This is a genomic window from Halomonas almeriensis, from assembly GCF_030409235.1.
GTDB classification, from domain to species: domain Bacteria; phylum Pseudomonadota; class Gammaproteobacteria; order Pseudomonadales; family Halomonadaceae; genus Halomonas; species Halomonas almeriensis.
The window spans coordinates 181,620-193,975 of the sequence record NZ_JAUFPO010000009.1; the positions used below are offsets into that span (position 1 = coordinate 181,620).

9 protein-coding genes are annotated in these 12,356 nt (G+C 64.8%); 2 read left to right on the forward strand and 7 right to left on the reverse strand.

What is annotated here, in order from left to right:
• Positions 1 to 125: 125 nt before the first annotated feature.
• From QWY74_RS07710 to QWY74_RS07735, 6 genes are all read right to left on the reverse strand, one after another.
• The gene (locus QWY74_RS07710; RefSeq protein WP_264824243.1) at positions 126 to 512 is read right to left on the reverse strand and encodes a gamma-butyrobetaine hydroxylase family protein; all 387 of its coding nucleotides are present in this window, start codon (positions 510 to 512) and stop codon (positions 126 to 128) included.
• Between the two features lie 98 nt (positions 513 to 610).
• Complete coding sequence (gene hslU, locus QWY74_RS07715) at positions 611 to 1,933, reverse strand: ATP-dependent protease ATPase subunit HslU (protein WP_264824242.1); 1,323 nt, start codon at positions 1,931 to 1,933, stop codon at positions 611 to 613.
• A gap of 2 nt (positions 1,934 to 1,935) precedes the next feature.
• Entirely contained in the window at positions 1,936 to 2,454 is a 519-nt protein-coding gene (gene hslV / locus QWY74_RS07720) for an ATP-dependent protease subunit HslV (protein WP_264824241.1), read from the reverse strand.
• A gap of 142 nt (positions 2,455 to 2,596) precedes the next feature.
• Positions 2,597 to 3,367, reverse strand: a complete 771-nt coding sequence (locus QWY74_RS07725; protein ID WP_264824240.1) for an SPOR domain-containing protein — start codon at positions 3,365 to 3,367, stop codon at positions 2,597 to 2,599.
• A gap of 3 nt (positions 3,368 to 3,370) precedes the next feature.
• The gene (gene argS, locus QWY74_RS07730) at positions 3,371 to 5,056 is read right to left on the reverse strand and encodes an arginine--tRNA ligase (RefSeq protein ID WP_264824239.1); all 1,686 of its coding nucleotides are present in this window, start codon (positions 5,054 to 5,056) and stop codon (positions 3,371 to 3,373) included.
• 325 nt (positions 5,057 to 5,381) lie between these two features.
• Positions 5,382 to 7,733 carry a primosomal protein N' gene (locus tag QWY74_RS07735; protein WP_290314085.1) on the reverse strand — a complete coding sequence of 784 codons (2,352 nt, stop codon included), beginning with the start codon at positions 7,731 to 7,733 and terminating at the stop codon, positions 5,382 to 5,384.
• A gap of 20 nt (positions 7,734 to 7,753) precedes the next feature.
• Here QWY74_RS07735 and rpmE point away from each other — a divergent pair, with 20 nt between their 5' ends.
• Both rpmE and QWY74_RS07745 read left to right on the forward strand, forming a co-directional pair.
• Positions 7,754 to 7,966, forward strand: coding sequence for a 50S ribosomal protein L31 (gene rpmE, locus QWY74_RS07740; protein WP_264824237.1), 213 nt, complete (start codon positions 7,754 to 7,756; stop codon positions 7,964 to 7,966).
• A gap of 249 nt (positions 7,967 to 8,215) precedes the next feature.
• Positions 8,216 to 9,487 (forward strand): malic enzyme-like NAD(P)-binding protein, encoded by a 1,272-nt coding sequence (locus tag QWY74_RS07745; RefSeq protein WP_264824236.1) that lies wholly within the window; start codon positions 8,216 to 8,218, stop codon positions 9,485 to 9,487.
• A gap of 294 nt (positions 9,488 to 9,781) precedes the next feature.
• Here QWY74_RS07745 and QWY74_RS07750 read toward each other — a convergent pair whose 3' ends face one another.
• On the reverse strand, positions 9,782 to 12,310 hold the full coding sequence (locus tag QWY74_RS07750) for a penicillin-binding protein 1A (RefSeq protein WP_290314087.1): 2,529 nt from the start codon (positions 12,308 to 12,310) through the stop codon (positions 9,782 to 9,784).
• Positions 12,311 to 12,356: the final 46 nt, after the last annotated feature.

Here is a 12,356-nt window from a genome sequence, read left to right on the forward strand (position 1 = left end):
GGGGCTCCCGAGTCCGCTGCACTAATGAGTCGCGATGGCGCCTGGCATCGCGCAATGGGACCTCATTGTAGCGCCCCATGGCCGCTGTTGTCTCGATGCGGTCGCATCAGGCATGCGAAAGGGAGCTATAACTGACGGATCTCGATACCCATCGGCTCTCGGGACGCGCCCGCCTGTTCCAGCTGTTTCAGGTAGTCGGCCCAGTAACGCTCGCGGCGCTGTATCAGGTCATACAGATACTCCCAGCTGTAGATGCCGCTGTCATGGCCATCATCGAAATGCAGCTTGATGGCATAACGTCCGACCTGGGAGATGTTGGTCAGGCCGACATCCTTCTTGCCGACTTGCAGCGTCGCCGACTCGGGGCCGCCGTGCCCACGCACCTCGGCGGAGGGCGAGAAGACGCGCAGATACTCCACCGACAAGCGGAAGCTGACCTCGTCCTCGTAGACCAACTCCAGCTCGCGCGCCTGCTTGTGGTAATGCACCTGGATCGGGATAGGAGCCTTCATCTTAACCTCCTGACGAGCTACGAGCTACGAGCTACGAGCTACGAGCTACGAGCTACGAGCTACGAGCTACTCGCGGCTCGTAGCTCGCGGCTCGCGTCTTAGAGAATATACCGCGACAGGTCTTCGTCCATCGCCAGTTCGCCGAGCTGGGAGTCGACATAGGCGGCGTCGATGGTCAGGCTCTCGCCCATGTCGGAGCCCTTGAACGAGGCTTCCTCGAGCAGGCGTTCCATGACCGTGTGAAGCCGACGGGCGCCGATGTTCTCGGTGCCTTCGTTGACCTTGAAGGCGATCTCGGCGATGCGTTCGATGCCGTCTTCAGTGAAGGTCACGTCCAGCCCTTCGGTCTCAAGCAGGGCGGCGTACTGACGGGTCAGGGCGGCGGAGGGCTCGGTGAGGATGCGCTTGAAGTCCTCCGGTGTCAGGGCGTTGAGCTCGACACGGATCGGCAGGCGGCCCTGCAGTTCCGGGATCAGGTCCGACGGGCGCGACAGGTGGAAGGCTCCCGAGGCGATGAAGAGGATGTGGTCGGTCTTCACCATGCCGTACTTGGTCGACACCGTGGAGCCCTCGATCAGCGGCAGCAGGTCGCGCTGCACGCCTTCCCGGGAGACTTCGCCGCCGCTGGATTGACCGCTGCCCTTGGCGACCTTGTCGAGCTCGTCGAGGAAGACAATGCCATGCTGCTCGACGGACTCGACGGCGCGCTGCTTGATGTCGTCCTCGTTGACCAGCTTGGCGGCTTCCTCGTCACGCAACAGGGCGAAGGCATCCTTCACCGCGACGCGGCGTGTCTCGGTCTTTTGCTTGCCCATGCTGGAGAACATGCTCTGCAGCTGGCTGGTCATTTCCTCCATGCCCGGCGGGGTCTGGATATCCATGCCCTGCCCCTGGGGCGTGACCTCGATATCGATTTCCTTGTCGTCGAGCTCGCCTTCGCGAAGCTTCTTGCGGAAGCTCTGGCGGGTGGCGTTATCGGTGCGCGGCTGATCTTCCTGACCACGCGGCGGCGGCAGCAGCACATCAAGGATGCGATCCTCGGCGGCATCCTCGGCACGATGGCGCACCTCGTCCTTGGCCTGCTCGCGCACCAGCTTGATGGCGGCTTCGGTGAGGTCGCGGATGATCGACTCGACATCCCGGCCGACATAGCCGACCTCGGTGAACTTGGTGGCCTCGATCTTGATGAAGGGTGCGCCGGACAGCTTGGCCAGGCGGCGGGCGATCTCGGTCTTGCCGACACCGGTCGGGCCGATCATCAAGATGTTCTTGGGCGTGACTTCCTGGCGCAGCTCCTCGTCGAGCTGCATGCGCCGCCAGCGATTGCGCAGGGCGCTGGCCACGGCACGCTTGGCGTCCTGCTGGCCGATGATGTACTGGTCCAGGGCGTGGACGATTTCGCGGGGGGTCATCCGAGTCATGATCAGAGCTCTTCCAGCGTGACGTGGTGATTGGTGTAGACACAGATATCGCCGGCGATTTCCAGTGACTTCTCGGTGATGTCGCGGGCTGACAGGTCGGTATTCTCAAGCAGCGCGCGCGCCGAAGCCAGCGCATAGTTGCCGCCGGAGCCGATGGCGATGATGCCGCGTTCGGGCTCGAGCACATCACCGTTGCCGGTGATGATCAGCGAGGCATGCTTGTCGGCCACGGCCAGCAAGGCCTCCAGGCGGCGCAGGGCGCGGTCGGTACGCCAGTCCTTGGCCAGCTCGACGGCCGCCTTGACCAGATTGCCCTGGTATTTCTCCAGTTGGGCCTCGAAACGCTCGAACAGGGTGAAGGCATCGGCCGTACCGCCGGCAAAACCGGCCAGCACCTGGCCACGGTAGAGGCGGCGTACCTTGCTGGCGTTACCTTTCATCACGGTATCACCAAGCGATACCTGGCCATCGCCGGCCAGAGCGACCTGCTCGCCGCGGCGCACGGAAACGATCGTGGTCATAGGGGAACTCCTTGTGGAAGCGGCTGGCTTCCGATGACTGGCGACGTCAGCGGCCTGACGCCGAAATAGCGCTTATCGGGTTAGTTTGGGCAGGCTCGGCAAAATTCAACCTCACGAGACAGGGCGGCAGGGCCGCCCATGGTCAATTCTGGAGTTGAATGAGCAGCGGCTCGATGCCCTGGGTGACCATCAGGTCCTGAGCGCGGGAGAGTTCATTGCGGTCGGTGTAGGGCCCGGCCTGAACACGGTGCCAGGTAGCGCCATCACCGGTCTTGACCTCGGTAATGTTGGCCAGCAGGCCGAAATCCTTGAGGCGATTGGCGAGCTTGCGGGCATCGGCGGTCGTGCGGAAGGAGGCCGCCTGCAGCATGTAGCGGCCGTCCTCGTCGACCTCGCGCTGCTCGTCGTCGGGCTCGGACGGCTGCGTCGTGTTGGCAGCAATGACCTGGGCGATGGGGTCATCGGCCGGCGCTTGGCTGTCGGAATCGGCAGTGCTGTCGTCACCGCTGTCGTTCTGTTCGGCCTGGTCCCGTGATGGGGGCGTGGCCGTGGATTCCGGCATGTTGCCGCCCGGGGCGACTACCTCGGACTCGGGCAGCAGGGTGTAGAACTCGAAGGTCGGCATGGCCGGTTCCGTGCGTTCCGGCTCGTCCTGCGACGCGCTCGGCTCGTCGTCTTCGGCTGCGGCCTGCTCATCGGCGGGCTGGGGTTCCACACGGGCGACTGGTGAATTGTCGGCATCCTGCCAGGGGGCCGTGCCGTGCTGATGCTGGGAAATCAGGAAGCCGGCGACCAGTCCGCAGAGCGCCCAGAGCCAGCCGGGCACGCCACGCCGAGCTGGGGCTTGCCTGGCCTTCGAGCGCTGATTGGTGGCACCGCGCTTGCGGGGTGCCGCCTTCTTGCGGGTGGCCATGGTTTACATCTCCTCGGGGGCACTGACACCCAGCAAATCCAGTCCATTGCGCACGACCTGGCGAGTGGCCAGACCCAGGGCCAGGCGTGCGTTGCGTGCCGCCGCGTCGTCGACCATGACCTTGACGGCGTTGTAGCAGGTGTGGAACTCCGCGGCCAGGTCCTGAAGGTATTGAGCGACCTGCTGGGGCTCGCGGGCCTGCGCGGCCCGCTCGACCACCTCCGGGTAACGCGACAGGCGGTTGAGCAGGGTCTTTTCCTGTTCGGTGTCGAGGCGGCCCAGGTTGGCCAGGGCCAGATCGTGGTCGAAGTGGCGTGCTTCGGCCTCGGCCTTGCGCAGCATGCTGCAGACGCGTGCATGGGCGTACTGCACATAGTAGACCGGGTTGTCATTGGAGCGGGAGCGCGCCAGATCGATATCGAAGGTCAACTGCGAATCGGCACGCCGGGCGGCCAGGAAGAAGCGGGTGGCATCGCGCCCCACCTCGTCGATCAGGTCGCGCAGAGTGACATAGCTGCCGGCCCGCTTGGAGAGCTTGACCTCGACGCCGGAGCGGGTGACCAGCACCATCTGGTGCAGCACATAGTCCGGCCAGCCCGCGGGGATGCCGGCCTCGAGAGCCTGCAGGCCGGCGCGCACGCGGGTCACGGTGGAGTGGTGGTCGGCGCCCTGTTCGTTGATCACGGTGGTAAAACCGCGCTGCCACTTGTCCAGATGGTAGGCGACATCCGGCAGAAAGTAGGTGTAGTGACCATCCTGCTTGCGCATCACCCGGTCCTTGTCGTCGCCGAAGTCGGTGGTGCGCAGCCAGGTGGCGCCATCCTGCTCGTAGGTATGGCCTTTTGCCGCCAGGCGCTCGGCCGTACTGGCCACCTTGCCCTGGTCATACAACGAGGACTCGAGGAAGTAGACATCGAAGTTCACGCCGAAGGCGTGCAGGTCCAGGTCCTGCTCGCGGCGCAGGTAGGCCACTGCAAAGTCGCGAATGGCGTCCAGGTCCTGGGGGTCGGCCCGGCCGGTGACGTGGCGGTCGTCGGCATGCACGGTGTCGCCGGCCATGTAGCTGTTGGCGACCTCGGTGATGTAGTGGCCCCGGTAGCCATCCTCGGGCCAGTCGGCGTCCTCCGGGGTGAGGCCGGTGGCGCGTGCCTGAGCGGAGAGTGCCAGATTACGTATCTGCGCACCGGCGTCGTTATAGTAGAACTCGCGGGTGACGTCATGGCCCGATGCTTCCAGCAGCCGGCATAGGCAGTCACCGATGGCGGCGCCGCGGCCATGACCCACGTGCAGCGGGCCTGTCGGGTTGGCGGAGACGAATTCCACCTGGACCTTCTGGCCCTGTCCGACCATGTTGCGACCATAGGCATCACCGCTGTCGAGGATGTGGCGCACAACCTGAGCGGCGGCGTCGGTCGCCGCAAAGAAGTTGATGAAGCCGGGGCCGGCGATTTCCACTCGCTGGATCGCCTCATTGTCGGGCAGTGCCGCGACCAGTCGGTCGGCCAGGTCGCGCGGTTTGAGACCGGCGGGCTTGGCCAGCATCAGGGCCAGGTTGGTGGCGTAGTCGCCATGGGCCTTGTCCCTGGCGGGGTCGACCTTGATGGCTGGAGCGAGGTCGTCGGGCAGAACCTCTTGGGTCTGGAGATCGGCCAGAGCGCGTTCCAGCAGAGCGATGATGGTGTCTTTCATGGGGCGTCGTCGATGTCCTGTGGCGCGGGCAGTGGGGGCGCGGCAAATGACGCGGTTTCCCCGGCGCTCAACCCGCCGATGGGCAGTTGGTGGCGTATTATCGACAATTGTAGGGCGGCTTTAAACCCCGGTCGGCAAGGACGCGGCTCCGCCGCTTGAAGAGGGAAGAGCGCCCGGCCTGTCGGCCGGGCTGGAAGTCGGAAGGATGGAAACTCGCGCCGAGCCTTGAGTCATGAAACTGCACTCTGTGTCTGGGCCCAACATGCTTTCCTGCGCTCCACCTCTTTCTTCCTTCTTCCTTCTTCCTTCTTTTCTCTTCCAGCCTTCAGCTCAGCGTCTGCGGGTCGATGTCGATGGACCAGCGGATGCGACGTGCAGAGGGCTCGGCTTCCATCCAGGCGATCAGGCGGGCGCAGGCGGCGTGGAGTCGGCTGCGTTGGTCGCCGCTTAGCATGATCTGCATGTGGTAGCGGTTCTGACGACGTTCCATGGGCGCCGGGACTGGCCCCAGGCAGTCGATGTCGAGGCCGCTGTGCTCGATGAAGGCGCGGGTGGCGGTGGCGGCGCTGTCGGCCAGGGCGTTGACATCCGCTTCCCGGGGGCCTTCAAGCCGCAGCAGCGCCATATAGCGAAAGGGCGGCAGGCCGGCGGCGTGGCGCTCCTTGAGCAGCTGTTCGGCCAGAGCGTCGTAGCCGTGTGCGGCCAGCAGCCGCAGGTTGGGGTCATCCGGGTGCAGGGTCTGGACCAGCACGCGCCCCGGGTGAGCCGAGCGTCCGGCGCGTCCGCCGACCTGCTCCAGCAACTGGGCACTGTGTTCCAGAGCACGGAAGTCGCTGGCGTAGAGGCCGGCATCGGCATTGACCACCACCACCAGATTGACGTGCGGCAGGTGATGGCCCTTGGCCAGCATCTGGGTGCCGACCAGCAGGCAGGGGGCGCCGCGTCTGACCTCGCTCAGGGTGTTCTCCAGCGCGTCGCGGCGCCGCGTGCTGTCCCGGTCGATGCGATGCACCGGCGTGTCGGGGAAGCGCTCGGCCAGGGTTTCCTCGGTGCGCTCCGTGCCGCTGCCCAGTGGGCGCAGGTCGGCGCTTCCGCAGCTCGGGCAGGCATCGGGCAGCGGTTGACGATGGTCGCAATGGTGGCATGCCAGCACGGGAGGCTGCCGATGCAGCGTCATATGGGCATCGCAATGATCGCACTCGGCCAGCCAGCCACAGGCGTGACAGGCCAGAGTGGGCGCAAACCCGCGGCGGTTGATGAAGACCAGCACCTGATGGCCGGCTTCCAGGGCCGTCGCAATGGCATCGATTACCGGTGGGGCCAGCCCGCCCCGGCGGGTACGGCCGCGCAGGTCAACCAGCTCGAGTCGCGCCGGGGCGTGACGGCTGGCGCGTTGTGTGAGCCGCAGATGCTGGTATTGACCGGCGACGGCCTGCTGAAGGCTTTCCAGCGCCGGTGTGGCACTGCCCAGGACCACCGGGATGGCATGGCGCTGGGCGCGCAGGGTGGCCAGGTCGCGGGCATGGTAGCGCAAGCCTTCCTGCTGCTTGAAGGAGCCGTCATGCTCTTCGTCGACGATGATCACGCCCGGGGCGGCCAGGGGCGTGAAAATGGCCGAGCGCGTGCCGATGACGATGGGCGCACGACCGCTGGCGGCGGCTTCCCAGGCATCCAGGCGGTCGTTGTCGGTCAGGCCGGAATGCAGGGCGACCACGGCGCACTGGAAGCGTTTACGAAAGCGCTCCAGGGTCTGGGGCGTCAGACCGATCTCCGGCACCAGCACCAGGGCCTGGCGCTGCCGGGTGATCACCGCCTCGATCAGTTGCAGATAGATCTCGGTCTTGCCGCTGCCGGTCACACCATGCAGCAGGCAGGGATGGAAGGTATCGAGGCCGTCATGGAGCCTGGCCATGGCGGCAGCCTGCTCGCCGTTCAGTGGCAGGGCGGGTTCGGCCAGCACGGCTCCTGGCGATTGTTGTCCGCCGGTCATGGGTTCCTCGTGGCGCTCGACCAGCCCCTTGTTGACCAGTGCCTTGAGTTGCTCACGGGTAAAGGACTGGGCCAGCACGGCCTGGGTGACCAGCCCCTGCGGATGCTGGCGCAGCATCTCCAGCAGGGCCACCTGGCGTGGTGCCCTCGCCAGTGTCTGCCGGGCCGCCTCATGCTCTGCCGGGGTGGCGACCCAGCGCTCCCTGGTGCGCGGTGTCAGGGCGCGACCCTGGCGCAGCAGGGCCGGCATGGCATGCTGAAGGGTGTCGCCGATAGCGTGCTGATAGTAGCGGGCGGTGAAGCGGCACAACCATAACCAGTCGGCAGGCAGCGGGGTGTCATCCAGGCGTTCATCGATGGGCTTGAGCTTTGACAGGGAGAGCTCACTGCTGTCCCGGCATTCGATGATCACGCCGACGACCCGGCGGCGGCCGAAGGAAATACGGACCCGCAACCCCGGCTGCCAGCCCTCGGCGGGCGCCGGGCCTGCCGGCAGGTAGTCGAACAGTCGCCGCAGGGGGGAGGGCGTGGCGATGCCGAGTACGCGTGGCGTGTGGCAGGACGGTGCGGGCAATTGGCCTCCGGTGACGGCTCTGCTAGAATACCCGGCTGTCGGCAAATCCCGACTAGCCGGTTGATAGTTCAAACCCCCGTATGCGGTGCCTGGCAAGCGATCAGGTGGCGGCATACAGCTTCGTGAGGCTCAAGATGAAACAAGGTATCCATCCGAATTACAAGACGGTCAGTGCGACCTGTTCCTGTGGCGCCACCTTCGACGTCGGCACCACCTCCGGGCAGGACATGTATCTGGACGTCTGCTCTCAGTGCCACCCCTTCTACACTGGCAAGCAGAAGCAAGCGACCACGGGTGGCCGTGTCGAGCGCTTCAACAAGCGCTTCGGGGCTGCCATGAAGCGCTGAGGCCCATTGCTTCGGCGCATCCGGTGTGCCGTGCCGCAAAGAACCCGCCCAAGTGGCGGGTTCTTTCGTTACGGGCCGGCGGCCGGGTGAGGTACGGACTGGCGGGCTTGTTTTTTTACGAGAAAACCCATTAAAAAGTGTGAATATCGCTTAAATGACGTGAATTATTGCCGAATGTTGCCACGTTGAGCCCGGCCGCTTTTTTCTATACTCTTTGCCGCCCTATCGCAAGGCAACCGGATTCCTAGCATGACAGACGCGAAGAGACAGGCAGCGCTGGATTATCACGCTCATCCCACTCCCGGGAAGCTGTCGGTGGAGCTCACCAAGCCCACTGCCACGGCCCGCGATCTGGCGCTGGCGTACAGCCCCGGTGTTGCCGAACCGGTTCGGGAGATCGCCAGAGACCCGGAAAATGCCTATCTGTATACCGGCAAGGGCAACATTGTCGCGGTCATTTCCGACGGCAGTGCCATTCTCGGCCTCGGCAATCTCGGCCCCATGGCCAGCAAACCGGTCATGGAAGGCAAGGGCGTGCTCTTCAAGCGTTTCGCCGGCATCAATGCCACGGATGTCGAAGTCAATGCCGAGAGCCCCCAGGCCTTCATCGATACGGTCGCCCGCATCGCCGATACCTGGGGCGGCATCAATCTCGAGGACATCAAGGCGCCGGAGTGTTTCGAGATCGAGCGAGCCCTGGTCGAACGCTGCCATATTCCGGTCTTTCACGATGATCAGCACGGCACCGCCATCGTTACTGCCGCTGGTATGCTCAATGCGCTGGATATTGCCGGCAAGTCGCTGGACGAGGCGCGTATCGTCTGTCTGGGCGCGGGGGCCGCGGCGATCGCCTGCATGAAGCTGCTGGTATCATGCGGTGCGCGCTCCGAGAATCTGGTGATGCTGGATCGCAAGGGCGTGATCCACACCGGGCGGGAAGACCTCAATCAGTACAAGGCCATGTTTGCCGTCGATACCGACAAGCGCACCCTGATGGATGCCATCGAGGGGGCGGATGTCTTCGTCGGGCTGTCCGGCCCCGGCCTGATGTCGGAAGACCATATCCGTCGCATGGCGGACAACCCGGTGGTCTTTGCCTGCACCAACCCGGACCCGGAGATCTCGCCGGACCTGGCCTATGCGACTCGCCCCGACGTGATCATGGCCACCGGCCGTTCGGACTACCCCAATCAGGTGAACAATGTGCTGGGTTTTCCGTTCATCTTTCGGGGTGCCCTGGATGTGCGCGCCACCGGCATCAACGAGGCCATGAAGGTCGCCGCGGTGCATGCGCTCAAGGATCTGGCGCGCGATCCGGTGCCCCGGGCGGTGCTGGATGCCTACAACATGACCGCCATGAGTTTCGGCCGGGATTACATCATTCCCACCCCGATGGATGTGCGTCTGCTGGAGCGCGTGTCGTCAGCGGTCGCCCAGGCCGCCGTTGACTCCGGCGTGGCACGACGCCCGTATCCATCGCATTATCCGTTGAAAACGGTGGATGACGTCTACGGCACTTGATGCAGATCCGGCGGCCAGCTCGCGCAATGCTTGCGTTGGGCCGTTCTGACTGAGGGTCACAGGAAAATGCCGCCGCCGGGCGATCCGGCGGCGGCATTTTGCCGAGTGCGGCAGCGACTTTCGGCCCCGCCTAGGAGCCTGTCGGACTTAACGCTGATCTGCTACGAGGCCCGGGCTTTCGGCCAATTTCATTCGATCTGATTCGTTAAATAGCGGGCTATTAGCCTCATCAGATCGATAAACTTGTCTCGAAATCCGTGATTCTCGCGACGATCGGTCAAATCCGACAGGCTCCTAGAAGATGGCCTCGTAACTCCCGGTGCCCTGCGAGCCGCTTTCCTGCTCGATTTCCTCTTCAACACGTCGCGGTTGCTGGCTGGGCAGGTGGTCGGCGCGGAAGATTTCCGAAATGCCGCCACCCTGGCTTTCGCTCAACAAGCGGCCGGAATCTGGGTCGACGCGGCGTTCCACCACGGCATCCGGGCGTTCCGGCAGGCGCTCCGGCCGCCCCTCGAGGGCCCGGCCCATGAAGTCCACCCAGATCGGCAGGGCGGCCTGGGAGCCATACTCGGCGGTGGGCGAGTTGTCGTCCTTGCCCACCCAGACCGTGGTGGCGAGGTCCATGTTGAAGCCGGCGAACCAGGCGTCGCGCTGGTCGTTGGTGGTGCCGGTCTTGCCGACGATATCGCTGCGTTCCAGCGCTAGGGCACCGCGTGCCGTGCCGTTCTCGACGACTTCGCGCAGCATGTCGCGCAGGATGTAAACAGCAGCCGGGTCGGCAACACGCGGCGCGACCCGATAGGTCTTGCCGTCGATCCGGGTGGTCTCCTGGCCGGGAGCGCAGTCTCGGCAGGCCACCATGGGGTCGGCTTCTTCCAGAATCGTTGGCTGTTCGCCGCGAGCGACTCGCTGGATGAACCAGGGCTGCACGCGGAAACCGCCGTTGGCGAGGGTGGCATAGGCCTGGGTCATTTCCAGCGGCGTCAGGCTGGCACTGCCAAGAGCCAGCGACAGGCCGTTGGGCAGACGCTCCGGGTTGAAGCCGAAGGTTTCCAGGAATTCCAGGGTATTGCTAAGCCCCAGCGACTGCAGCAGGCGAATCGTGACTAGATTGCGCGAGCGGGCCAGGCCGACGCGCAGGCGCGTCGGGCCGAGGAAATCGCCGCTGGAGTTGTTGGGGCGCCACATCTCGCCACTGCCATCCTGCATGACCACCGGCGCATCATTGATGACCGTGGCGGGGTTGACCTCGCCACTGTCGAGGCCCGCCAGGTAGACGAACGGCTTGAAGATCGAGCCTGCCTGGCGGCGTGCCTGGATCGCCCGGTTGAACTTGCTGGCATCGAAGTCGAAGCCGGCCTGAAGGGCGAGAATCGCGCCGGTCTGCGGTTCCATGACGACCAGCGAGCCCTCGGCATCGGGCTGCTGGGAGAGGCGCCAACTGCCATCCTCCTGCTGGAGGATGCGGACCAGGGCCCCGCTTTCAGCGATCTGGGCGGCGTTGTCGGGAGAGGCGCCGCGGCTGCGTGGGCTGCGGTAGGGGCGGGCCCAGTCGAGCCCCTCCCAGTCGAGGGTGACGATCTGCTGGCCGGTGGTCAGCACGCGCATCTCGCGCCCCTCGCTCTCGATCACGACGGCGGGTTGCAGCGGGCCGAGCTGAGGAGTGCGCTCGAGCACCTGCAACCAGTTACTGACATCCCCGTCGATGCCCTCAACGCTGATCTGGCTGCGTTCGGCGGCCTGGCGGGCGGTTTCCATGACCTCGGGGGACTCCGAGAGTTCTTCTTCGAGGCCTCGGCGCTCGGTCCGTTCCTGGGCTTCGGCCAGGCTGCGTGGAATATCGGTCTCCTCCGGACCGCGCCAGCCATGGCGGGTGTCATACGCAATCAGACCGTTGGCCAGGGCCTCACGTGCCATGGGCTGCAGCTCACTGTCGAGGGTGGTGGTGATGCGATACCCCCCGGTATAGGCCTTGTCCTTGAAGCGATCTACAGCAAACTGCCGCGCCATTTCGGCGACGTAATCCGCGTTGACCTCGGCCTGAGTGATGTGACGCCGCGCGGTGACGGGTTCCTGAACGGCCTCCTGGTAGGTGGCCTGGTCGATATACCCCAGGTCACGCATGCGAATCAGGATCCAGTTGCGGCGTATCAAGGCGCGCTCGGCGTTGGCCAGCGGGTTGAAGGCCGAGGGCGCCTTGGGCAGGCCGGCGATCATGGCCTGCTGGGCCAGGGTTAGCTCATCCAGCGGGCGGTCGTAGTAGACCTCGGCGGCCGCGGCGATGCCGTAGGCTCGGTGCCCCAGGAAGATCTTGTTGACGTAGAGCTCGAAGATGTCCTGCTTGTCGAGGATCTGTTCCATTTCCAGTGACAGCAGTATCTCGCGGACCTTGCGAATATAGGTGCGATCGAGCGTCAGCAGATAATTGCGCGCCACCTGCATGGTGATGGTCGAGCCGCCGGACTGGATGTCGCCACCACTCTCGAGCAGCTCGAAAGCGGCACGTGCCAAGCCCTTGGGGGCGACCCCGTGGTGGTCGAAATAGCTGGCATCCTCGGCGGCCAGCAGGGCCTGCACCAGCCCCCTGGGAATTTCGTCAAATTCAACTGGCATGCGTCGTTCTTCGCCGAACTCGCCGATCAGCTTGCCGTCGCGGGTATAGATGCGCAGCGGTGTCTGCAGTTCGAAATCCTCCAGCTGCCGAACATCGGGCAGGCCGGGCGCAAAATACAGCGCCGCGCCGGCCACGGCCAGCAGCGTGGCTGAGGTAAGCGAAACCAGCAGCCAGAGTACTGAAAACGTCAGGGTTTTGAGGAACTTCATGAAAACGCGGTATCCGTGCTGAGAGCGAGAACGTCGTAGCGAGGTG